13 protein-coding genes are annotated in these 25,511 nt (G+C 39.9%); 12 read left to right on the forward strand and 1 reads right to left on the reverse strand.

Annotation, left to right across the window (positions count from 1 at the left end):
* Nucleotide 1 precedes the first annotated feature (1 nt).
* Entirely contained in the window at nt 2-784 is a 783-nt protein-coding gene (locus tag AC1DYB_RS02810; protein WP_477432223.1) for a response regulator transcription factor, read from the reverse strand.
* A gap of 1,083 nt (nt 785-1,867) precedes the next feature.
* Here AC1DYB_RS02810 and AC1DYB_RS02815 point away from each other — a divergent pair.
* From AC1DYB_RS02815 to AC1DYB_RS02870, 12 genes are all read left to right on the forward strand, one after another.
* Nucleotides 1,868-3,667, forward strand: coding sequence for a DUF885 family protein (locus AC1DYB_RS02815; protein WP_477432225.1), 1,800 nt, complete (start codon nt 1,868-1,870; stop codon nt 3,665-3,667).
* A 47-nt stretch (nt 3,668-3,714) separates the two neighbouring features.
* Nucleotides 3,715-5,154, forward strand: coding sequence for an APC family permease (locus AC1DYB_RS02820; protein ID WP_477432227.1), 1,440 nt, complete (start codon nt 3,715-3,717; stop codon nt 5,152-5,154).
* Between the two features lie 182 nt (nt 5,155-5,336).
* Nucleotides 5,337-9,503, forward strand: coding sequence for a two-component regulator propeller domain-containing protein (locus AC1DYB_RS02825; protein ID WP_477432229.1), 4,167 nt, complete (start codon nt 5,337-5,339; stop codon nt 9,501-9,503).
* Nucleotides 9,504-10,238: 735 nt separating this feature from the next.
* Nucleotides 10,239-13,457 (forward strand): SusC/RagA family TonB-linked outer membrane protein, encoded by a 3,219-nt coding sequence (locus AC1DYB_RS02830; protein WP_477432231.1) that lies wholly within the window; start codon nt 10,239-10,241, stop codon nt 13,455-13,457.
* Nucleotides 13,458-13,477: 20 nt separating this feature from the next.
* On the forward strand, nt 13,478-15,100 hold the full coding sequence (locus AC1DYB_RS02835) for a RagB/SusD family nutrient uptake outer membrane protein (protein ID WP_477432233.1): 1,623 nt from the start codon (nt 13,478-13,480) through the stop codon (nt 15,098-15,100).
* 8 nt (nt 15,101-15,108) lie between these two features.
* On the forward strand, nt 15,109-16,359 hold the full coding sequence (locus AC1DYB_RS02840) for an IPT/TIG domain-containing protein (RefSeq protein WP_477432235.1): 1,251 nt from the start codon (nt 15,109-15,111) through the stop codon (nt 16,357-16,359).
* Nucleotides 16,360-16,606: 247 nt separating this feature from the next.
* Nucleotides 16,607-17,482, forward strand: coding sequence for an AraC family transcriptional regulator (locus AC1DYB_RS02845; protein WP_295721193.1), 876 nt, complete (start codon nt 16,607-16,609; stop codon nt 17,480-17,482).
* A gap of 36 nt (nt 17,483-17,518) precedes the next feature.
* Entirely contained in the window at nt 17,519-19,261 is a 1,743-nt protein-coding gene (locus AC1DYB_RS02850) for an alpha-L-arabinofuranosidase (RefSeq protein ID WP_477432237.1), read from the forward strand.
* A gap of 286 nt (nt 19,262-19,547) precedes the next feature.
* Nucleotides 19,548-20,588, forward strand: coding sequence for a glycoside hydrolase family 43 protein (locus AC1DYB_RS02855; protein WP_477432239.1), 1,041 nt, complete (start codon nt 19,548-19,550; stop codon nt 20,586-20,588).
* 156 nt (nt 20,589-20,744) lie between these two features.
* Entirely contained in the window at nt 20,745-21,488 is a 744-nt protein-coding gene (locus AC1DYB_RS02860; RefSeq protein WP_477432241.1) for a hypothetical protein, read from the forward strand.
* A 1-nt stretch (nt 21,489) separates the two neighbouring features.
* Complete coding sequence (locus AC1DYB_RS02865) at nt 21,490-24,261, forward strand: TonB-dependent receptor (protein WP_477432243.1); 2,772 nt, start codon at nt 21,490-21,492, stop codon at nt 24,259-24,261.
* A gap of 52 nt (nt 24,262-24,313) precedes the next feature.
* Nucleotides 24,314-25,498 (forward strand): DUF4249 domain-containing protein, encoded by a 1,185-nt coding sequence (locus AC1DYB_RS02870; protein ID WP_477432245.1) that lies wholly within the window; start codon nt 24,314-24,316, stop codon nt 25,496-25,498.
* Nucleotides 25,499-25,511: the final 13 nt, after the last annotated feature.

Consider the following 25,511-nt stretch of genomic DNA (forward strand, 5'->3'; position numbering starts at 1 on the left):
ATCAAAGCATCCCATTTTTTACAGCCCTATCAACCAATTGTAAAATGTTTTTACAATTGGATCTGCTCAGCATGTTTCGCCGGTGATTATTGATGGTGTGGATACTTATATTAAGTTCCTCGGCTATCTCTTTACTTCCCAAACCTTTGCTGGCGAGTTTTAAAACATCAACCTCCCGTTTACTGAGTACATCATTACTATCTTTTGAGTGGTAGCACTTATCTTCAATTACACACCTTTGTCCTTTTTCATCAAACTGCTCAATAAGATGGTTGATTTTTGAATCATTTTTAAAGTAAGTAATGTCGGTTAGTGAATTAATTGATCCGATGGGTATCCGGTCATAATCGTTAAAAAGATAACGTGTTCGCTGAATTACAACAGACCAGGAGTTATTGAAATTTTTAATTCGGAAGTTTGTAGTAAAAATATATTGACATTCATTATCCTTTAAATGGTGTGCTAAAAATGACATCTGATCGGGAAATATTTGCTCATTAAAAATGCTTAGATCTTCCTGGTTTCGGATTTCGTTCAAAAATGAGGGGGTTGTCTTAAATAGAAAATCTGAAGGATATCCAAGAAAATTATCCATGTTAAAAAGCCGGAAAGAATAAGTATGTTCTGTGTAATCAATCGAATATAAAGCAGAAGGGAATAAATCTTTGTTTAAAAATTCATGGTCAAATTGAGATAATTCTGGCACTTCGGGAAAGTGTGTCCCATTCCTTTTTCGGGAATACTTTAAAAAATCATAGTAGGATGATTGATAGTTATCTTTCATGGCGGGATGATTTATGTGAAGGTTGGTAGTCGTTTTTTAATAAGGAAAATATATTTGCTTGTTAATCCATATAAATTTATTTTAAGTAAATATAGGGTTGAAATCTTTTTTGGTTGAACGTATAAATACGCAAACTTCTGCGTAGTAGTACCTAAGTTCATAAGTTCTTCTCGCAATGGCCAAACCATCATGATCTTCACATATTACTTAGCTGCTTTATATATAAAACGTACCGATAATGTTTTAACATCGTGGCACATCTTCATCTTTCAACAGTACCGCTTAGGGTATCTACGTTGATTATAGATGAATTAAAAAGATGATACTTTTACTGGAAGGGCTTTCAAACAATTGGTTCGGCTATTATCGTCTTATGAAATACATCTTTCAACGTGATATAATCCTTTAAATGGCGAAAGATATTAGTTATAATTAATTAGATTTTTAGGTTATGCAATTTAATAAAAAAAATACTCAAGGTCAATACCTGTTTTATGATATTTAACTGATTATTATTTAATTAACGTATTAGATTGGGGTTTTGGAACGTAATACGCAACTGGTTTTCCAATTCGGAGAACGGTAATTGAAAACCCCCGATTTATAGACTTTAAATAGCTAAGCCTACATTGAAAGTGATTTTAATGTGGGCTTAGCTATTTATGTAAAAGAGTATTTTGGTTATGTAGTTAATTTGCCCGTCATCCATTACCGGATACGGGCTTTTTAATTTTAAGAGTAACAAACTTTGAAATAGTTTCATATTAATCGTAACACGGACGATCATCACGCTTTTATAATGTATGCTTGAAACAGGCATAGGTTTAATTTTGATTATTGGTATTTTTTAAATATTTAATTATTCAGGAATAGAGCCTGGGATGGTGCTTTTTCTTTGATTTTGGGCCGTTCAACTACAGAAAATTAACAGATGATAGCAGCATTTTATCCGGTTAATGCCCGGTGTTGGTTATTAGAGTTAAGTAATTGTAAATTCAAAGAGGATTAGAATAAATCAAGAAGAAAGTTTTACAATAATCATTTCAAAAAAGCAACGTTTACTTACCCTTTAATATTAAAATTGTGCCAACCGCGATAAAAAGATCACTTACACCTGTCATCGTATTATTCCTAACCATGTGTGCATTTGCAGTTAATGCGCAAACCGGTGCTTCTGCCACTAATCTTTATGAACAAACCAGCGAAATTGCAGGTAAAATAATTCAATACGGGCAGGATATTAATGCTATCAAAGATTTTTACTCGCCATATAATGTAAATGAGCATGCCGAAGATCAGTACAAAATGAATGTACTTAATTCGCCCGAACAGCGTAAAAGGCTGGTTGAGGTTAATAACGATTATTTAAAGCAACTGCAGCAAACAGATTTTGAGTCGTTGAGTATTTACGGCAAGGTAGATTTCATATTACTTAAAAAGCGGATTGATTTTGAGTTGAATGATTTAAAAAAGGAAGAAGATAAGTATAGCCAGGTAACAAAATACCTTTCATTTGCTGATGATATTTATTTGTTAGAGAAAAAACGCCGCCGCGGTGATTTTGTGGATGGCGAAAAGGTGGCTGCCCAGCTTAACAGTATTCTTAAGCAACTCAAAGCAGATTCGGCAGTATATTCAAAACTTCCGGGTTTGGATATGCCATTGGCAAAAATTACCCGTGATGCCCTTATTGGTTTAAAAGGACGGTTAAAGGATTTTTATGGATTTTATAATGGATATGATCCCGCATTTACCTGGTGGGTGCCTGTACCATATAAAGCTCTTGACGTGGCATTGTTGAAGTATAGTGAATTGGCAAAGCGTAAAGGCAAAATAAATACAACTCAAAAACCCGATAGCAGCGGCATAAAAGGCGTACCCATTGGCCGCGACGCGTTGATAAGTCAGCTACAGGCAGAAATGATCCCTTACACACCAGAGGAACTGATAAAACTGGCTAACAAAGAATTTGCCTGGTGTGATAAAGAAATGCTGAAGGCCTCGCAGGAAATGGGTTTCGGCAACGATTGGAAAAAAGCGCTGGAAAAGGTAAAGAACAGCTATGTGCCTGTGGGCCATCAGCCAGAATTAATTGTTAAGCTATATAACGACGCTATCAGCTTTATTAAAGAGCGCGACCTGATAACCATACCTCCACTTGCCGAAGAAACCTGGGGCATGGTTATGATGTCGCCCGAACGTCAATTGGTCAATCCATTTTTTACCGGCGGAAAGGAGATCAGTATATCGTACCCTACAAATACAATGGAGGCGCAGGATAAACTCATGAGCATGCGGGGTAACAACCCTTATTTTTCAAGAGGTACGGTACAGCATGAGTTGATTCCCGGTCATAACCTGCAATATTTTATGAATAGCCGTTATAAGGCCTACAGGCAGGATTTTACTACTCCCTTCGCTACCGAAGGCTGGGCATTGTATTGGGAGTTATTGCTATATGATAAGGGTTTTGCCAAAACACCCGAGGAACGGGTTGGTATGCTGTTTTGGCGTATGCACCGCTGTGCCCGTATCATATTTTCTTTAAACTATCATTTAGGTAACTGGACACCGCAACAATGTGTTGACTTTTTGGTGGATAGGGTAGGCCACGAAAAAGCAAATGCTGAAGGCGAAGTAAGGCGCTCTTTTGAAGGTGGATATAGTCCGCTTTACCAGGTGGCCTACCTGCTGGGCGGATTGCAGTTGATGGAACTGAAAAAGGAAATGGTTGATAGTGGCAAAATGACCTATAAGCAATTTCACGATGCTGTTATAAAGGAGAACCTTATTCCCATAGAAATGGTAAGAGCCACATTAACTAATCAGCCTTTAAAAAAGGATTTTACTACCAGCTGGAAATTTTACGATTTTAACAAGTAAGCATCAATATTTACTCCCCTATTTTTTAACACAGATCAAAGTTTTGCATGGATACCAATACATTAGTTAAATCATCTACTACATTTAAACCATCGTTAAGATTAATTGATGCAACCATGCTGGTAGCTGGTAGCATGATCGGTTCGGGTATTTTTATTGTAAGCGCCGATATTACCCGTAATGTAGGCAGCGCGGGCTGGCTACTGTTTGTTTGGCTCATAACTGGTTTTATGACCCTCACAGCCGCTCTTAGTTATGGCGAATTAAGTGCTATGTTCCCAAAGGCAGGCGGGCAATATGTTTACCTCAAAGAAGCATATAATCCGCTGGTAGGTTTTTTATATGGCTGGAGTTTTTTTACGGTTATTCAAACGGCAACCATAGCGGCCGTAGGTGTAGCCTTTGCAAAGTTTACAGCCTATTTAATACCGCAGCTTAGCGAAACACTGGTAGCCATTGATCTCGGCTTTATCACCATATCGCCTGCGCAGTTGCTTTCTATCCTGGTTATTGTACTGCTAACTTATATTAATACCCGCGGGGTAAATAGTGGTAAAATGGTTCAAACCATATTTACAATGGCCAAGCTGCTAAGTTTGCTGGGTTTAATTGTTTTTGGCTTATTCGCCGTAAAAGCGTCGGTATGGAATAGTAACTGGCACAATGCCTGGAGCATGCATAGCTTAAAGGCCGATGGATCAATTGCATCTTATACTACCCTTGCCGCATTAGGTGCGATAGCCTCGGCCATGGTTGGTTCTATATTCAGCAGCGATTCATGGAACAATGTTACTTTTATTGCCGGCGAGATTAAAAACCCGAAAAGGAATGTTGGTTTAAGTTTAGCATTAGGTACATTGATAGTTACCGTTATTTATATTTTAACCAATATCATGTACACAGGTGTGCTGTCATTACATGATATTGCCACAGCAGATAAGGATAGGGTAGGTGTAACAGCATCACAACAGATATTCGGCAGTTCGGGTACAATTATTATAGCCCTGCTTATCATGGTATCCACTTTTGGTTGTAATAATGGGCTCATCATGTCTGGTGCCCGGGTGTACTACTCCATGGCCAAGGATAAATTGTTTTTTAAACAAGTTGGTATACTCAATAAAAATTCGGTGCCGGGCTTTGGCTTATGGCTGCAGTGCATTTTTGCTTGTTTGTGGAGCCTTAGCGGTAAATATGGCGATCTGTTGGATATGATATCATTTGTGGTGGTAGTTTTTTACGTTTTAACCATTATAGGCATATTTATTTTGCGCAAAAAAATGCCCGATGCCGAACGACCTTACAAGGCCTTTGGTTATCCTGTTTTACCTGTAATTTATATCATTATGGGGCTGGCCTTTTGTTTGTTGCTTATCAAATATAAGCCCACTTATACATGGCCTGGTTTAATTATTACCCTTACCGGGATTCCTGTTTATTACCTGATAAGCAGAACTAAACAGCCAACGGATAGTAGGTCAATCTGATCAATGATTAGCATCTGATCATAAACAAAACAGTTATTATCAGTTGCTTTTTTACCTTGATAGGTATTCTTATTTCCATAATTCACTAATATAATGAACAATAATTTTTTTAATATTACCTTGTTTTAATTCTATCTTTAAGGTTATTATACCTAATAACACAAAACTTCTCCTAACGTTACATGAAGCCTAAGGCCCGGTTGTTGATCTTTTTGATGCAGTTTATTACTGCCGGCTTATTGCATGCGCAAAATACTCAGTTCCAATTTTCGCATCTTGATTTAAACAGCGGGTTATCACACAGCTATGTTACTTCAATATTGAAAGATGATAAGGGATTTATGTGGTTTGGCACCGTCTCGGGTTTAAACAGGTATGATGGCTATAAATTTAAAATATTTAAACACGCGGCAAACGATACTACAACCATTAATGATGATTACATTTTAAGTATTACGGCCGGCCCGCAAAATAAGCTTTGGGTAGAAACCCGAAACGGTTTTAATATTTATGATCCAGTTACCGAAAAATTCAATCACGATGTTAACACCTACCTGCGGTCTATCGGCATTACCGATTACCATGTGGTATCTATAAAAAAAGATCGTTCTGGTAACTTCTGGTTTCTTAATCTTAATAAGGGCATTTACAAATACGACCCTAAAATCAATAAAACCATCCATCTAACGCATGCCGTCAACGATACTACATCTATAAATTCTGATGCGGTTTCTGATCTTGCACAGGACTCCAAAGGAAATTTATGGCTAACCTACGGTAGCGGCACACTTGAAAGGATGGATCCTAAAACGAACCGCGTAAATTACCGGTCGCGGATATTTCATGAGACGCCGGTTGGACTAAACTCATCATATAAAATATTTATCGATAAGCAGGATGATATATGGGCGTTTGTACCTACGTATTCGGCAGGGGTATACTATATAAATATTAATAAACACATCTTTAAGCATATAGATAAAGGGAACGATCAATTACATCTGAACACGGATGTGGTATCAAGCGTGATACAGGATGATAAGCAAAGAATCTGGATAGCAACGGACCATGGCGGCATAAACATTTTAAATAAACAGGATTTTAAAATTCAGTATCTCCTGAATCGTGAGGATAACCAAAAAGCTATAGGCCAAAACAGTATTACCCTGATGTATAAGGATAATACAGGCATTATATGGGTTGGTACATACAAAAAAGGCGTGGGGTATTACCATGAAAGTATTATCAAGTTTCCGTTATATACTCATCACATGGCCGATCCGTTTACTGATCCCCGTAGTTTAAGTTTTAGCGATATTAATTGTTTTGCCGAGGATAAAACAGGCAATATCTGGATAGGTACAAATGGGGGCGGCCTGATTTATTTCGACAGGAGGAACGGAACTTTTAAAACCTATTTGCACAGTGCAAGTAACTCCAACAGCCTTACCAATAACGTAATTGTGTGTTTGTATATAGATCATGATCAAAAGTTATGGATAGGGACTTATTTTGGTGGTTTGGATTATTTGGATGGTAACATATTTAAACACTACAAACATAACGATGCTCAGCCTGGCAGCATTTCGGAAGATAGGATTTGCGCAATAACAGAAGATGCCGCTCATAACCTGCTTGTTGGCACACTTTCGGCCGGCTTTAATGTATTGAATCGCAAAACACAGCGTTTTACTCATTATGTTTATAATCAACGCGAAAATGCAATTCACTCCAATTATGTAAGTAAACTTTTGATAGATAGGTTTCAAAACTTATGGGTGGTTACTTCTTACGGTGTTGATGTGCTGATGAAAAAAACTAACCAGTTTATACATTATGTGCATGACGAAAAAGACCCCAATAGCCTTATCAATAACAATACAAATAATATTTTCGAAGATACAGACGGCCTCATTTGGATAAGTACCCGCGAGGGTATAAGCATATTTGATTACAAAACCGGCAAGTTCACTAATGTTACCAAGGTTGATGGTTTACCCGACAATATGGTGATAGATATGCAGCAGTATAACAGAAACAACATTTGGGTTAGCACGCCCAATGGTTTATCCAGCATTTTTATCGATCGTTCGGCGGGCAAGCTAAAGTTTCATTTTGTAAACTACAATGAAACAGAGGGATTGCAGGGACGGGAGTTTACCGAAAATTCATCATTTAAAACCCGCGAAGGGGAATTGCTGTTTGGTGGAGGAAATGGTTTTAACCTGTTTAAACCTTCAAATATCCTCACCAATAAAAAGCAACCCGGATTGATATTTACCGATTTTCAGGTATTTAATAAGAGTTTAAATGTTGGTGAAAAAGTTAATGGCAAGGTTTTATTACCGAAATCAATAACAATTTTAAAAGATCTTAAACTCAACTATGATGATAACGTATTTGCCATAGAGTTTGCTGCACTCAATTATTTTAACCCCGATAAGGTAAAATATCAGTATAAAATGCAGGGCTTTGATAAGGAGTGGATCAATGCTGATAATAAAATAAGGAAAGCCACCTATACCAACCTTGACCCCGGTGATTATACCTTTAAAGTAAGGGCCGGTGATAATGATAGCTGGAATAATAACGAACTAACTTTAAACATCAACATATCACCACCATTTTGGAAAACTACCTGGGCCTACATCATTTATATTGGCCTTACAGTTGGTTCGATATTGTATTTAAGACGGCGCGGCATTCAAAAACTACGTGCGCAGTTTTCTATTGAGAAAGAGCGCGAAGAAGCCCAGCGCATGCATGAGCTGGATTTGATGAAGATCAAATTCTTTACCAACGTTAGCCACGAGTTTCGCACTCCTTTATCGCTCATTATGGCGCCGGTTGATAAGATCCTTAAACAAATTAATGAGCCCGATGTACAGCGCCAGCTTATGTTGGTGAACCGTAATGCCAAACGTTTGCTCAACCTGGTTAATCAGCTGCTTGATTTCAGGAAGATGGAATACCAGGAATTAAAGTTGCATAAAATGAATGGTGATATTATTGGTTTTATAAAAGACCTTTCGTTTGCCTTTAATGATGTAGCTGAGCAAAAGAATATCTGTTTTGTATTTGATACGGAAATAGAAACGTACTTTACAAGTTTTGATCATGATAAGATAGAAAGGATCATGTTCAACCTGCTCTCAAATGCTTATAAGTTTACGCATGCGGGTGGGCAGGTAAGTGTTTTAATTAACCTGATAGATAAGGGAGAAGAAATAGGGAGTTTATTGGAAATAAGGGTTGTGGATACCGGAATAGGCATCGCGGCCGATAAGCTGGAAAAGATCTTCGACCCGTTTTTTCAGAATGACCTGCCGGGATCTATGCTTAACCAGGGGAGTGGGATAGGGTTATCAATAACCAAGGAGTTTGTAAAGCTTCATGAGGGCGAAATTTTTGTAGAGAGCGAGTTGAACCAGGGAAGTTGTTTTACGGTATTGTTACCGGTAGTTCAGTTAGATATTAGTGTTTTTACAGATCCGCTTTTACCGGTTGATCATGCCAATGATTTTTTAGCAGAAAACACCCTGCAAAAGAATGATATTCATAAAGAGAACCGGGATGGCAAAAAGGCAACCATATTATTGGTTGAGGATAATGAGGATTTTAGGTTTTATATTAAAGATAATTTAAAATCTACTTTTAATGTTATCGAAGCTGAAAATGGTAAAAAAGGATGGCAAAGGGCCCTGGCCCAACATCCAAATTTGATTGTAAGCGATATTAGTATGCCCGAAATGAACGGTATCGATCTTTGTTTAAAAATCAAGAATGATAAGCGCACTTCGCATATTCCTGTGATTTTATTAACGGCATTAACCGGCGAGGATCAGCAACTAAAGGGATTGGAAACCGGTGCAACGGATTATCTTACCAAGCCTTTTAACTTCGAGATATTGCAGTCAAAAATCAGGAACATATTGAGCCAGCAGGAAAGCATGCGCAAAACCTATACCAAGCAGGTGGAGGTAAATCCTACCGAAATGCATGTAGATTCGCCGGATGAGCTGTTTATTAAAAAAGTACTTATCCTCATTGACAACAATATCTCAAACCCCAATTTTTCTGTAGAGGAACTTAGCAACGATGTTTTTGTAAGCCGGTACACTTTATATAAGAAAATTTTGGCCATGACCGGCAAAACGCCTAATGAATTAGTACGGTCCATGCGTTTAAAACGGGCGGCCCAGCTTTTAGAGACAGGCCATTTAACAATCTCGCAAATTTGCCATAAAGTAGGTTTTAAAAGCCAGAAATACTTTGTAAAGATGTTTAAGGCCGAGTACAATACCATTCCATCCAAATACATTGAAGGGATGGAAGAAGTAGAGGCTTAGGTTATCGCTTCTACAACAAGAAAATTCCCAATTGATTAAGCGCTTAAGTTGAGTTGACGTTTTAAAAGGTTTGTCATCCTGAGGAACGAAGGATCTATTCGCAGACTGTACAGGGCGAAGAAGCATGGCGAATAGCAGATCCTTCACTCCGTTCAGGATGATAAAAAGGTTTTTACGAACACGTCGTGCCCCCACATATATTCGGGTCGGACCGTAATCATTACTGCATTGGGAGGTTAGGAAAACCGAATTTACTAATGATCTATATCAGCAATAAAATTCATGCCTGTAGTTGATACTATTATCTCACTTCAAAAAGTACTATCCTATTGGTATAGGTGCACATTTGTAACCTTTTAGAAGCTGCTTGTTGATTTATTTAAGGTTATATTTAATTAAGTATCTGATAATCAATTAAATGAGTATGGTTGACATTTGTGCCCCTATTTATCCACAACCATACTTTGTTTACCATATAATTTTACCCTCAACAAAACGAATATTCAATAATTGCATTTAGCACATCAGTTGAATATTAAACCTGAAGAATCAGTTTTAAATTTTAGTAAAGGTGGTTTCCCCAAATTTTTGGTGGCTTAACTGTGGATGTCGATAGATTTTTTTCGGTCGGCATTTACCTTAACCTATAATCTGTTGCTGGTTTAAAAGAACGTGTTGTACCAATTAGCAAAACCAAAAATCAACAATAAATCAATTATCAACTAACCAATTATTATGCGAAAAATTCTACGAATAGCATTGCTGTTCATTTCCTTGATAGTGTGCGCCAGGGTATCGGCGCAAACCCAGGGAACAGTGATCAAAGGTACAGTAACCGACGAAAAAGATGTTACACTGCCGGGGGTAACAGTTACGGTAAAAGGTTCCCAGGCTAATGCCATTACTGACATCGACGGAAAATTTACCATCCAGGTGCCAGCGGCCGGTAAAATACTCGTTTTTTCATTTATAGGGATGGAAAAACAGGAAGTTGCCATAGGGAACAAAAAAACGCTGAATATTAAACTGGTATCATCTTCAAAATCCTTATCAGAGGTAGTAGTAATTGGTTACGGTACCCAAAAAAGGGGAGATGTTAACGGAGCTATTTCTTCTATTACTGCTAAGGATATTGCTAACATCCCTCAACCAAGTGTTGATCAGATGTTGCAGGGAAAAGCAGCAGGTGTAACCATTACGCAAAACTCTGGTGGTCCGGGTAGTGCAACTTCGGTTCACATCAGGGGGATTACATCGTTTGGATCAAGTGAGCCATTATACGTAATTGATGGTGTTCCTGTACAGGGCGACGCCGGAAATTCCGGTACAAGCGGCCAATCGGTTCAGCTAACCCGCACAGGTGGTGGCCAGGAAGAAACAGGTGTTAGCCCACTTTCTCTGATCAACCCCAATGACATCGAATCTATTGATGTGTTAAAGGATGCATCAGCAACCGCTATTTATGGTAGCCGTGGTGCAAATGGGGTAATTATCATCACTACCAAAAAAGGTAAAGCCGGTAGCGCCAAGATCAATTACGACGGATCATACGGGATTCAAAAACAAGGTAAGTTTATTGAAATGATGAACCTGAAGCAATTTGCTAACCTTGAAAATGTACTTGCCGATGCCTTTGGTACCACAAGGCGCGGGGAATTTGCCAACGCCGACAATTTAGGTCCCGGTACAAACTGGCAAAAAGCTATTTTTAAAAATGCACCTATGCAAACCCATAACTTATCAGTATCAGGAGCAAAGGATGGATTAGATTATTACATATCAGGTGGTTACTTTAAACAGGAAGGTACCATTATTGGCAGCGATTTTAATCGTTACTCTTTCCATACAACTGTTAACTCCCAGGTAAAAGATTGGTTTAAACTGGGCACAACCTTTAATGCAAGCCGTAGTAACCAAAATGTAGGTTTGGGCGAAAATACAGGTATTGTTTATTATGCATTGCTAAGCGCACCCGATAGCCCGGTATATAATGCTGATGGCAGTTTTGCCGGCCCGGCAGTTACTTCTGGCGGCTTGGTTCAGGGGCAGGTTAACCCGGTTCAGCAAGCCTTAAGTCTTACCAATACTTTGTTGAGGAATAATATTCAAGGCAGTATTTACGGCGATTTGCGTTTTTTTCCAGGTCTTACTTTGCATTCTGAATTGAATGGAAATTTCAACTTTACTAAAGCCAAAACTTTTCAACCTACATATTCATACGGTTCAACCGGATCGGGCGCTGCATTTACAAACGCTACTGCCCGGTTAAATGAGTACAATACGGATGATACCTATTACAATTGGAAAGAGTTTTTAACTTACAATCATAACTTCGGTCATAAGCATGATATTACTGTTTTGGCAGGTCATGAGGTATGGGAATCAACCTATAACGGTGTTTCGGCCGGTATTTCTGGCTTTACTGCCGGTAATACGTTGCAAACATTGGGTTTAGGTACTCAATCGTCAGATCTTATCGGCGAAAATAAAGGCAGCACTGTAATGGAATCATGGCTTGCCCGTGGTATCTATACTTTTGATAACAAATACAGTGTTACCGCATCTATCCGTAGCGACCGCTCTTCAAATTTTGCACCGGGTCATCAAACAGGATATTTTCCTGGTGTTGCTGTTTCCTGGAGACTATCTGATGAAAAATTTATGGCAGGTATTAAACAATTTGCCGATAATATTAAAATTCGTGTAGGTTACGGTACTACAGGTAACTCCAATATTCCTGGTTACCGTTATGGTTCGGCAATTACACCTGTTAGCACAGGCTTTGGTACAGGCTTTATTGTTGGTAACATTGCCAACCCTAACCTTACCTGGGAAACGGCCATCCAAAAAAATGCTGGTATTGATTTTAGCTTATTTAATAACCGCATAGACGGATCATTTGATGTGTATCAAAAAACATCAAAAAACTTCCTTTTCCAACAACCATTGCCGGCATTTTTGGTGGGTGGCACTGCTGAGTACTCTGGTGCTGCTGTATTGCAACCGCCATATAAAAACGCAGGTGAGATAGAGAACAAAGGTTTTGAGTTCAGTATCAACAGCCATAACATACAAGGGAAGGATTTTAAATGGACCACTACTTTAATTTTCTCAAAATACACCAATAAAGTAGTTTCATTAAATGGATACCCATCACTTATTGGTAACGAAAACACCAGCTACATCAGCTTGCCTGTTACAAACACGGTAGTAGGCGGCCCAATAGGCGAGTTTTACGGTTATAAGGTTCAGGGCGTTATAAAAACTCCCGAGCAGTTATCTTACCTGGCTACACATCCTCAAAATGTTACAGGTGGTACTTCACCGGCTACCGTTACAAATGATCGCACGGTTGCTAACTCCATTTGGTTGGGTGATATTCAATACCAGGATACAAACCACGACGGCAAGGTTGATGGCACCGATCAAACAGCCCTTGGTAATCCAAACCCAACTTTTACTTATAGCATTACCAATACCTTTAACTACAAGGATTTTGATTTATCAATATTCCTGAACGGATCATACGGAGGCAAAATTTTAAATGCTTTACGTTATCAAACCGAAGGCTTATCAAGTCTTTACCAAAATCAAACAGCAGCGTCGGCAAACTTTTGGACTCCGGCCAATCCAAACTCAAACATTCCGGCACCACGTGCGGGTATAGCTAATAATAACCTCGTAATGTCTGATCGCTTTTTAGAAAGCGCTTCATTCCTTCGGATTCAAAACGTAAGATTGGGTTATAACTTACCAGCCAGGTTAGCTCGTTACGCAAAGCTTAATCACTTAAAAGTATACGTGAGTGGCCAAAATCTGTATGTATTTACCAAATACACTGGTCTTGATCCAGAAATTGGTTCATTAAACCAAAGCCCTATTCTACAGAATATTGATAATGGCCGTTACCCGATACCCCGTACCATCATTTTGGGGCTTAATGCTGAGTTTTAAATCTTAACAAAGGAATTGACATGAAAAAACATATAAAATATATTTTAAGTATGGCCACCCTGGCAAGCATTGCTGCTACAGGTTGCAAAAAAGAATTTTTTAACCGCCCGCCTGAAAGCCAGACAACAGTAGGCAGCTACTACCAAACCGCCGAGCAGGTAAAATCAAGTACCAATGCACTTTACGCAGCGCCGTGGTTTGGATTTAATACAAAAGCAGGCTGGTCTATAAGTGAATTAGCCAGCGGCAACGGGCGTACAGGATCATCAGATGTTGTTGCGTTCGGTAACTTCTCGGTATCTAACGGTAACTTTGAACTAAGCGCCGCCTGGAATTCATTATTTACGGTTATTGCGCAATCAAATGCGTTGTTAAACAATTTGCCTGCCAACGTGCCATCGTCGGTACCTGCAAGCGTGGTAAATAATGCATTGGGCGAAGCGCGTTTGATGCGCGGCCTGGCTTACTTTTACTTAACCCGGTTATTTGGTAATGTCCCCTTGATTGAGAATCCGCTTGACCAGGTTAGCAATTTTCAAACGGTAAATACCAATCCTGTAACTGATGCTTATAAATTCATCATCAGGGATCTGAAATTTGCAGAAGCAAATTGCACGGTTGGCGTGGCCGGCACCGGCCACGTATCAAGTGGTTCGGCATCGGCGTTACTGGCAAAAGTTTACCTATATCAGCAGGATTATGCAAACGCCCGCCTTGAAGCCGAAAAGGTAATCAACAGCGGAGAGTTTCAGTTATTCGGGTTAGATATTGCGGGCCAAACTTTTGAAGATCTGTTCAAGATAGCTAACAATAACAACAAAGAATCGGTTATTGCCCTACAATGGCTTGCAAATGCGGGCTATGGCTTTGGTAATGCGGTACAGGCATCATTTGCATACAGCAGTGCAATTACCCAAACAGGAGACGGCTACGGGGTATTGGCTCCAAGTTTTGATTTGATAGATGCTTATGCAGCCAGTGCTGGCGATTTACGAAGGAAAGCCACCATTATGCTGCCGGGTGATTATTACACTTATTTAGACCAGGCGCAAGGCGGTTATACACTACCGGCTAACGCAAGCTCGCAGGGTACACATGCGCAGATCAAGAAATATGTAGTCGGTTCTCCCGCTGATAACGGCGGTAAAAGCGCGTTTCAGTCTACTGGCATGAATACCTATATTATGCGTTTATCTGATGTGTATTTAATTGCAGCGGAGGCAATATTAGGGCAATCGGCTGCTCCTGCAGTTGGGCACGGGTTAGATACCACTGCAAGCACTACAGATGCAACGGCTTTAAAATATTATAATAAAATAAGGCAAAGGGCAGGTGTTCAGCAAAAAACTAAGATCACCTTCAGGGATATCATTAAAGAAAGGCGACTGGAGTTTGCCATAGAAGGCGATTACTGGTACGATCTGTGTCGTTTAGATGGTTTCAATTCTAAAAATCACCCGGTAGCCATTTCCATCATCAGCAAACAGGATAGGGGAGATTCAAGTACAGACACTCCACCGGTTAGGTACCACGATGGTACTTATACACCTAAGGATGCCGATTTCCTGTTCCCTGTTCCGGCAACAGAGGTAGCTGCAGATCCTAATTTAGTTAAAGAACCGGTTCCTTACATATTCAAATAATCTTAGTCATGAAACAAGTAATTCTGAAATCAAAAAATATATACTGGATACTATCGGCTTTGATGGTATTTGGTTTAGCTTCCTGTAAAAAGGAACATAGTAACCTGGTAGGCGGTACCGGCGCGCCGGTAATAACATCGGTTGCTACAGCCAATAAATCCAAAACCGATACCCTGATCACCATAACCACTACTTATGATGCTAATGGCGTGGCTACATCAAAAAGCGATACCAATCGTACACATAGTTCAGTTATCGCGTTTGATTCAACCACAACCGAAGGTAAAAAGCAAAACCTGTACGTTATAAAAGGGAAAAACCTGGGCAGTGTAACGCAGGTAAAATTTAATGGCGTTTCGGCATATTTTAACGCTGCCCTGGTATCTGATAATACTATTGTTTTAAGTATTCCCCAGGATATTCCAACCGGGCCAGATCAACCTAATAAATTAACGGTAGTAACATTACATGGCAGTGTTGATTTCTCCTTTACCGTTTTAACGCCGCCGCCAACCGTCTCTAAAGTATCTGATTATAACTTTAGGGCCGGTTCGCAGATCACCTTGTCAGGCGTGAGCTTTGCTACAGTAACTGCTATTACCATAAAAGGTACAACCGCAAATGCAACCATAGTAAGTAAAGTAGATACACAACTGGTTATCAAAATGCCTGCAACTACTATCAACAGGGCCAATCTTATATTTACCTATGCATCTGGTACTGCTACGTCTTCCCAGGAGTTTGTTGACCTGGATAATTCTTACACTTTTTTCTATAAAGATGCATATCAAAATGGTTGGTCTGATAATTCATGGGCGCATCCATCGGGCTTGTCAACTGCTGCATCACACTCTGGTACTTCATCAATTGTGGCAACTTATCCAGCCGGCGGCTGGCAGATAGAGGGCATGGCTAACTGGTATCCAAGCGTTGATTACTCGCCAGATTATAAATACTTAACCTTTTGGGTTAAAGGGGGTACAGTTACACATACCCTTGTGTTGGTTGGCGATCAGATGGTAGGCGGTTACGGGCAGGTTCAAAACGCCAATGCTTACGCCGCGCAGTTAATAGTTGTACCCGCAAAAGTGTGGACATATTATAAAATTCCGCTTGGGGCACGTACATCAACAAATCCTAACCTGCTTAATTTTTGGGCAAATGGAACTACATCCAAACAGCTTGGTTTCTTCCTGCAAGGCCAAAGTGGCGACGTAAATGAAACCATGTATTTTGACGAGATAGCATTTGTAAAATAATGTTCCCTCTTAATTTATAAATAATACCCTGTTTAAAATAGTTAATTAATTTTTAGGCCATCACTGGTTAAAATCATAGCTGGTGGTGGCTTTTTAATGGTAATTAACATGGAAAAATTAATATTAATGGCTTGCTTATCGCTGTGACTGATTGATGTTGGTAGTCAAATAGAATTGCTGTTGCCGGTAGCCATTTAAATATCTTGATTAGTAAACCTGTTTTGATTTATTGTGATATAAATTATTTATGACAACAAGCAATGTAATGCGCGAGATTACCCCGCTGACGGCCGGCGATTGCTTTACTGTTTTCGCGAAAAGCGATAATAAATTTGACTCACCACTTCATTATCATGATGATTACGAGCTGCATTTGATTTTGAATGCAAAAGGTGCAAAGCGGGTAATAGGCGGCCATATGGAGGTAATTGATGATCTTGAACTGGTACTTATTGGCCCCGATCTTTACCACGGCTGGTTTACCAATGAATGTGAGAGTGAAGAAATAACGGAAGTTGTTATTCAGTTTCATAAAGATCTTTTTGATGAGAAATTTTTAAGGCGAAACCAACTCAGTTTCTTAAAGGGGATGCTTCAATATGCACCTATGGGAATCATATTTACTCCCGAAACGATTTTATCGGTAAAGGAGAAGATCTTGGCCTTGAATAAAAAAAGCGGGTTCATTTCTGTTTTAGAACTTTTATCTATTCTGCACGAGTTGTCGACAGCGCCTGACATGAAAACACTGTCGGATCTGAGTTTTATAAATGAGCGGTTTTGCCATAATAGCCGGCGTATTGAAAAAGTGTTTGAGCACATGAACAATAACTATAACCGGCGGGTAACACTTGCCGAAGCTGCGCGGGTTATTCATATGCCCGAGGCTTCGTTCAGCAGGTTTATAAAAAAAAGTACCGGCAAAACCTTTACCGATAGTTTAAACGAAATAAGATTAGGGCACGCCTCACGGATGCTGGTAGATTCGACAACTACAGTGGCCGAGATAGCCTATCAATGCGGCTTTAATAACATATCAAATTTCAACCGGATATTTAAACGTAAAAAGTCTTGTATCCCCAAGGAGTTCAGGGAAACCTACCTGTTTAAATCAGTTTTTTAAGCACCAGTTCTGTTATAATCAATTTAAATATACTAAATGAAAAATATAAAGGCTTGGATAGCTTTGCCCATTATCGCCCTGGCAGGTCTGGTAGCTTGTAAAAAAAACAGCAAAGATACCAGCGGAACATCCGTTGATCAAACAACAACCATAACGCCTCAAAAAGACCCGGCACCGGCAAGCTCCGAAGGCTTTTTTATGGACGATTGGCAGCCTAAATCATTTGTTAAACCCGGTACTACAACAAATGTAAGCAAGCCCTCGGGCAGTGCCGCGGTTAATGTTACTGTTGATTATAGTAATGTGATCACTAAAGTGCCTGTATCTGTTTATGGTAACAACACCAATCCGTTTATGGGGCAGTTTGTTACAGAACCTGTACTATTAAAATATATTAATGATCTGGCACCGCGTTTTTTGAGGTTTCCGGGTGGTGGTTTATCTGATGTTTATTTCTGGAACGGCACTCCCGGTAATCCTCCGGCAGATGCTCCCAATCAACTCCTGGATGCGGGTGGCAATGCCGGTATAGCAGGTTATTGGTTTGGCAATAATACAGAGTCATGGACTTTTACCCTTGATAATTATTACAAAGCCCTCAATCAAACACATAGCAAAGGTATTATCACCATAAATTATGGTTATGCCCGTTATGGAACCAGCGCGCATCCCGATCAGGTGGCCGCGCATCTGGCGGCCGATTGGGTACGTTATGATAAAGGCAGAACCCGCTACTGGGAAATAGGTAATGAAAACTTTGGTACTTTCGAAACCGGGTATTGGATTGATCAGTCGCTGAATAAAGATGGGCAGCCAACCAAGCTTACCGGCGCACTATACGGTCTGCATTTTAAAGTGTTTGCCGATTCGATGCGCAAAGCCGCATTGGAAGTAGGAGCTGAGATAAAAATTGGAGCGGTATTGACAGAAACAGCTGCATCTGCATCAAACGCAATTCCCGGCTGGAACGCTGGAGTAATAGCAGGGGCAGGGAGTACTGCCGATTTCTATATTGTGCATAATTACTATACGCCATATAACGCAAACGTATCTGCATCGGCTATATTGGCTACACCACAGCCGGTTACATCATCTATAATGCAGTTTGTAACCAGCCAGGTAACCGGCGCGGGGGCCAAACAATTACCCATAGCATTTGATGAATGGAACATACAGGCAATAGGCGGAACTCAAAATACTTCAAATATTGCGGGCATCCATGCGGCCATGACCGAAGGCGAGATCATCAAAAATAAATTTGGACAGGCCAGCCGCTGGGACCTGGCAAATGGATGGAGTAGTGGTGATGATCAGGGAATGTTTAACAATCCTTTTAATAAAGATAATGAGCCGGGTGCCGATAGATGGAACCCGCGACCTGCCTTTTATTATATGTACTTTTTTCAGCAGTTTTTTGGCGATAGGATGGTGGCCTCAACAGTTGAGGGCTCGGCGGATATTTTTAGTTACGCGTCGTCATTTACATCGGGCGAAGCTGGAGTAATCCTGGTGAACAGGTCAAAAACAGCTGCCCGGGTAAATGTTAAAATAACCAATTTCGCGGCAGGCGCGTCTTACTACTTTTATACCTTAAACGGCGGAACTGATAATGGCGATTTCTCGCGCAAGGTATATGTAAACGGAGTAGGCCCCGCAGGTGCATCGGGTGGCCCTGCAAATTATCTTACCGTTCCGGCCGGTTTGGCGCCTATTGATGGTGGAATAAATGTTACCGTTCCGGCTTATGGGGCGATTTTTTTGGCGGCCGACAAAAAGTAAGTTATAGTGCGGTGAGTGTTCCAAACAAAATATAATGAATACTATACCAAAAACAATAAATTTCATTTAATACCACTGATTGTTAAATTGTTGCAGCGTTTTGATTACGACATAATTTGTCGTAATCAAAATTATTGCTTCTTATCCCCAAGCCCCTTGGTAACTACCTGCCCTATAATCTGGTCCCTATTACAGGTTATAAAAAAGCATTGGTAATACCTATAATACTGAAGACGGAATGTACCAGGATCATCACAATAAATAAAATGTATCCTATATTTAGGGGATGAAAAACGTGTTAAAAACCTGCATCATTCTATTGCTGATTACCAAAGCCGCATTTGCCCAGCAAAAAACCTTCACCAATCCCCTGTTGCCATCTGGCGCCGATCCCTGGGTTGTTTATAAGGATGGCTTTTATTATTATACCAATTCATTAGGGAACAGGCTTGCTATATGGAAAACAAAGGACCTGACGCAATTGAAATTAGCCGAGAAAAAAACGGTATGGCTGCCGCCCCCGGGTGGTAGTTATTCAAAAGAATTGTGGGCTCCCGAACTTCATTTTTTTAAAGGTAAGTGGTATATGTATTTTGCTGCCGATGATGGCAGTAACAATAATCACCGCATTTATGTAATTGAAAACTCCGCTGCTGATCCCTTACAAGGCAATTGGGTTTTTAAAGGACAGGTAGGTGATGAAACCAATAAATGGGCTATTGATGCTTCGGTATTTGAAAACAACGGGCAACTGTATATGATATGGGCCGGATGGGAGGGTGATGTTAATGAACAGCAAAATATTTATATCGCTAAAATGAAGGATCCTTATACCATAGATGGTTCGCGGGTAAAAATATCAAGTCCGGTTTATGACTGGGAAAAATATGGTGATTTGGGTGCAGCCTCAAATCCGCCCCATGTAAATGTAAACGAGGGGCCTGAAATATTAAAGCATAAGGACAAATTGTTTCTGGTATACTCCGCCAGCGGCTGTTGGACAGATTATTACGCCCTGGGAATGCTTACTGCATCAAAAAATAGTGATCTGATGGACCCTTCCTCATGGAAAAAATCAGCTCAGCCGGTATTTAAGCAATCACCCGAAAATGGCGTTTATGCGCCCGGTCATAATTCTTTTTTCAAATCTCCCGATGGTACCGAGGATTGGATCCTTTATCATGCAAATTCAAAACCGGGCCAGGGCTGCGGCAATGATCGCTCGCCACGGGCACAAAAATTCGGCTGGAAAAAAGATGGCTCACCTGATTTTGGCATACCTTTAAAGGAAGATACTGCTATAGCTGTGCCGTCGGAAAAACGATAGTAAATTATATTTTATGATTTAAAAATAATAAAAATATTAATGTAATAATAAGTATTGTAACAAGTTTGTTATATAGTAATTTGATAGGCTGCCAAATTGGTAAAAATTTGCTTTGCTGGTTAAAATTCGTTTAATTACTGAATAAATATTAACTGCATGCCTAAACGATATCCTGCCAAAATAATATGTTGTTTTGTACTGGTCCTGTTATGCAAAACCGCATCAGCACAGGCTGATGCCGATAGTGCAGTTTATGATGCTGCAGTTACCAATGTAGTCAATCGTTTTTACCAGGGTGTTGGTGAACAATCTCGCCTATATAACGGCCTGGTTTATGATTCATATGATTCTTCGATAAAAGGTAATGCCTACCTGGATGATATTGATGGGTGGAGGAGCGGCTCGGTTGCCTATGACGGGCAGACCTTTGAAAACGTACCCATGATTTATGATTTGTATACCGACCAGCTGGTGGTATTATTATATAATCATGCTTCTCCATTCGCTTTAATACCCAACAAAGTTTCCAGCTTTGATCTTCACGCGCGTCATTTTATTAGAGTGGCAGGTACCAATACTGGTATTAAAAGCGGTTTCTATGAACAATTGTATGGCGGCCGGTCGCAGGCGTTGAAAAAGGTAGAAAAAGTGATTAAATCCACTTCGGCGTCAACTGGCAGAGAGCGGTATTTTACCTTATTAAATGAAACTCCTGATTACTTTATTAAAAAAGGCAATACTTATTATAAGGTGAGTAGCCAGGGTTCTGTGTTAAATTTATTTGTTGATAAAAAGAAAGAACTTAAGCAATATATTAAGGATAAGCATATACAGTTTGATGGTCTTTTTGAGTTAGCGCTCACCTCAGTTGCAAAGTATTATGATAGCTTAACCAATTAATATGAAAAAAATCTACTTTACTATTATTCTTTTCTTAGCGGTTAAATTATTACATGCACAGGGTATTTCAAAAAATATAAGCGTTAATTTTCAGCAGGCCACGGTTGAACAATTTGCAACTGAGCTTGAAGTAAAAAGCGGCTACCATTTTTATTATGATCGTACGCAATTTGATAGCTTAAAAATAACACTCCAGGCAAATGATCAGCCTTTGATTAATATACTCAGCCTGGCATTTCACAATACTGTTTATCATTATGCAATAGTCGCATCCAAAATGCAGGTTTTTTTAACCCGCGAAAAGGAGATCCTGACACAACCTGCAGCCGGTTATTTTAATATTAAACCAGGGCAGGCACAGCCGGTTGTTTCATCGCCTGTAATTGACTTTACAACAACCCCTGTTAAAAAGCCAGTAATTGAATCAACGGTAGAAAACAAGTTATATGAAATAGGTATAAAAACCAATGATATAAAGGCTGGCAAGGCAACCATATCGGGATATGTAAAAAGCAGCAAATCTGGCGGGGCCATAGCGGGGGCAAGCATTTATGTGAGCAATTCAAGCCTAGGTGTAACAACAGATCAGTTTGGCTATTATACCCTTGCATTACCTCGCGGCAAGCAACTTTTAATAGTTAAAGGGATAGGCATGAAAGATGCCCGGCGGCAAATTATGTTGTATACCGATGGGGAGCTTAATATTGAATTACAAGACCAGGTAACCACCTTAAAGGAGGTAAAAATATCGGCCGATAAAGTAGCCAACGTGCGCAGTACCGAAATGGCTGTGAGCCGGCTGGATATAAAAAGCATAAAGCAGGTACCCGCAGTTTTTGGGGAGGCCGATGTTTTACGCATTGTGTTAACGCTGCCGGGAGTGCAAACAGTAGGCGAGGCTACTACCGGCTTTAATGTTAGAGGAGGCGCTGCCGATCAAAACCTGATATTGCTTGATGATAAAACAATTTATAACCCAGCCCACTTTTTTGGTTTCTTCGCGGCGTTTAACCCCGATATTGTAAAGGGGATTGAGTTGTATAAAAGCACCATACCGGAAAAATTTGGAGGGCGCTTATCGTCGGTGCTTGAGGTAACTAATAGGGAGGGCAACAAAAAAGTATTTACCGGTTCGGCAGGTATAGGCTTGCTCACCAGCAGGCTTAATGTTGAAGGACCAATTGTAAAGGATAAAACATCGTTCATATTTGGCGGCCGTACCAGTTATTCAGATTGGTTGCTGAAGTTATTACCCCAGGCGTATAAACATAGTCATGCTTCATTTTATGATCTTAACCTTGATCTTAGCCACCAGGTAAATAAGGATAATAACATTTATGTATCCACTTATATCAGCAGCGATAATTTCAGGTTAAACAGTGATACCACCTACAGTTATAGTAATAAAAATGCCAACATAAAATGGAAGCACAACTTTAACAGTAAGCTGTACAGTTTGTTAACCGTGGGTTATGATGGTTATAAATATGATATTGCAAGCAGTGCGAACCCGGTAAATGCCTACAAACTTAAATTTGGCATCAACCAAACCAATTTAAAAGCCGATTTTACCTATTACCTTAACAGGAATAATACCCTTGATTTTGGTTTAAGCTCCATTTATTATAAGCTAAACCCCGGCAGCGAAACGCCAAATAACGCATCCTCATTAATAGTGCCCGATAAGGTGGCTGATGAACAGGCACTGGAAAGCGCTATTTACCTGGGCGATAAATATGATATAACACCCGATTTTACGATAAGTGCGGGCATCAGGTATTCGTTATTTAATTACCTTGGTGCGCAAACCATTCGTAATTACGCACCGGGGTTGCCACGCACTCCTTTAAATGTGGTTGATAGCGCAAACTATGGCGGTGGTAAGGTAATTAAAACCTATTCGCGCCCCGAAATCAGGGTATCAGCACGCTATAATATAGATGATGACCTGTCATTAAAGGCCAGCTATAATACGCTGGCGCAATATATTCACCAGCTATCAAACACAACTGCCATATCGCCCATTGATATTTATAAACTGAGCGATCCTAATATCAAACCCCAATATGGCAGCCAGGTATCATTTGGCGTATTTAAAAATGCGAAGCAAAATACCATTGAAACATCGGTTGAAGTATACTATAAGCATATTGACAATTACCTTGATTATAAAAGCGGTGCCAAGTTGATAATGAGCCATGCTGTTGAGCAGGAGGTATTAAACACCCAGGGAAAAGCTTATGGTGTTGAACTTTCTGTACGTAAAACAACCGGTAAGTTAAACGGATGGATTAATTATACCTACTCGCGCACATTTTTAAAGCAGGATGATGCTACTGCCGGCCAATTAATAAATGGAGGCGCATACTACCCGGCTAATTACGATAAGCCCCATAGCTTTAACTTTACGGGCAATTATCGAATTACCCACCGTTACAGCGTTTCGCTGGATGTAACTTATAGCACAGGCCGGCCTATTACGTTGCCTATTGCCAAGTATTATTCAAACGGCGCCGAGCGTGTTTTCTATTCAGGCAGGAACGAATATCGGATCCCTGATTATTTCAGGTCCGATTTTTCTATCAATATAGATGGCAACCATAAAATTCATCAAACTTTCCATAACTCATGGACGGTGGGTGTGTACAATTTAACCGGACGACAAAACGCGTATTCAACATTTTTTCAACAGCAGGGAGGGGTTATCAATTCATACCAGCTATCCATTTTTGCCCGGCCGATACCGTTTATAAATTATAATATCCGGTTTTAATGTTGATACTAAAATATAAAAACTGATAAAAAAAGGATTTTGAATGAGTGCGATGAAGAAAATATTATACGTTTTATTTGTGCTGGCGGCAGCAACAGCTTGTAAAAAGCAGCTCAACATTGCGCCTTCGGCTAAAATAACCAGTTACCTGGTTGTTGATGGCAATATCTCGTCTGGCGATTCTACTACTATAACCCTGCGCCGTACGGTAAACCTGGATAGTAACTCAAGGGCGAACCCCGAACTGGGTGCTACCGTAACTGTTGAAAGTGCTGGCGGTGCAAGTTATAAGTTGAATAATAAAGGCGGTGGAGTTTATGTATCTGCACCTTTAAACTTGTCGTCCGGCGAAAAATACAGTCTTAAAATTACCACGTCAAATGGTGGTAAATATGCTTCGGATTTTGTACAGGTAAAAAATTCGCCCCCAATTGATAGTGTAAGGACTGCTATAAAGAATGATGGTCTGCAAATAAGTGTTGATACGCATGATGCGAGTAATAATAGCAAATATTACAGGTGGGAGTATACGGAAACCTACCAGATCCAAAGTGCATTTGAATCGCAGATTATTGTAGTTAAAAACGATTCACCACCACCACCAGACATTCAGACTCCCAGAACTCCCGAAAAAAAAGTATACAATTGCTGGGTAAGCGATACATCTAACTCCATAATTACAGGTTCATCGGCAAAGCTTGCCGCGGATAAAATAAGCGATGCACCTATGGCGCTAATTACAGCCAATTCAGAAAAGCTTCGCCTCAGGTATAGCATATTGGTAAAGCAGTATGTGATTACGGCCGAGGCCTTTAATTATTTTGAGCTATTAAAGAAAAACACCGAGCAAATAGGAGGTATTTTTGATCCCCAACCATCGGAGTTAACAGGTAATCTGCATTGCCTTAGTAACCCCAATGAGCCTGTTATCGGTTTTGTGACTGTGGGCCAAGTGGCGCAAAAAAGAATTTTTGTTGATAAGGCTAATCTCCCTGCAAGCTGGGTGCCCGAAACCCCGTATGGAAGCTGTCAGTTAAATACACTGCTATACACCCGTAAGGTAACAAGTACTATTCCAACAATTCCGCCAATATATGTCAATGAAGTAAAAGATCTGATTTATGGGGGCTTTCAGTTAGCGGTTGATTATGCTCCGGGAGGTTACCTGGCATCAACACCAATTTGCGTGGATTGTACATTACGGGGAACAAATAAAAAACCATCGTTTTGGAAATAAAAAATTATAAGCT

Source organism: Mucilaginibacter sp. P2_A4, from assembly GCF_056405015.1.

Coding starts and splice junctions, on each gene's coding strand:
- AC1DYB_RS02810 (WP_477432223.1), bottom strand. CDS start 784: ATGAAAGATAACTATCAATCATCCTACTATGATTTTTTAAAGTATTCC.
- AC1DYB_RS02820 (WP_477432227.1), top strand. CDS start 3,715: ATGGATACCAATACATTAGTTAAATCATCTACTACATTTAAACCATCG.
- AC1DYB_RS02825 (WP_477432229.1), top strand. CDS start 5,337: ATGAAGCCTAAGGCCCGGTTGTTGATCTTTTTGATGCAGTTTATTACT.
- AC1DYB_RS02830 (WP_477432231.1), top strand. CDS start 10,239: ATGCGAAAAATTCTACGAATAGCATTGCTGTTCATTTCCTTGATAGTG.
- AC1DYB_RS02835 (WP_477432233.1), top strand. CDS start 13,478: ATGAAAAAACATATAAAATATATTTTAAGTATGGCCACCCTGGCAAGC.
- AC1DYB_RS02840 (WP_477432235.1), top strand. CDS start 15,109: ATGAAACAAGTAATTCTGAAATCAAAAAATATATACTGGATACTATCG.
- AC1DYB_RS02845 (WP_295721193.1), top strand. CDS start 16,607: ATGACAACAAGCAATGTAATGCGCGAGATTACCCCGCTGACGGCCGGC.
- AC1DYB_RS02850 (WP_477432237.1), top strand. CDS start 17,519: ATGAAAAATATAAAGGCTTGGATAGCTTTGCCCATTATCGCCCTGGCA.
- AC1DYB_RS02855 (WP_477432239.1), top strand. CDS start 19,548: ATGAAAAACGTGTTAAAAACCTGCATCATTCTATTGCTGATTACCAAA.
- AC1DYB_RS02860 (WP_477432241.1), top strand. CDS start 20,745: ATGCCTAAACGATATCCTGCCAAAATAATATGTTGTTTTGTACTGGTC.
- AC1DYB_RS02865 (WP_477432243.1), top strand. CDS start 21,490: ATGAAAAAAATCTACTTTACTATTATTCTTTTCTTAGCGGTTAAATTA.
- AC1DYB_RS02870 (WP_477432245.1), top strand. CDS start 24,314: ATGAAGAAAATATTATACGTTTTATTTGTGCTGGCGGCAGCAACAGCT.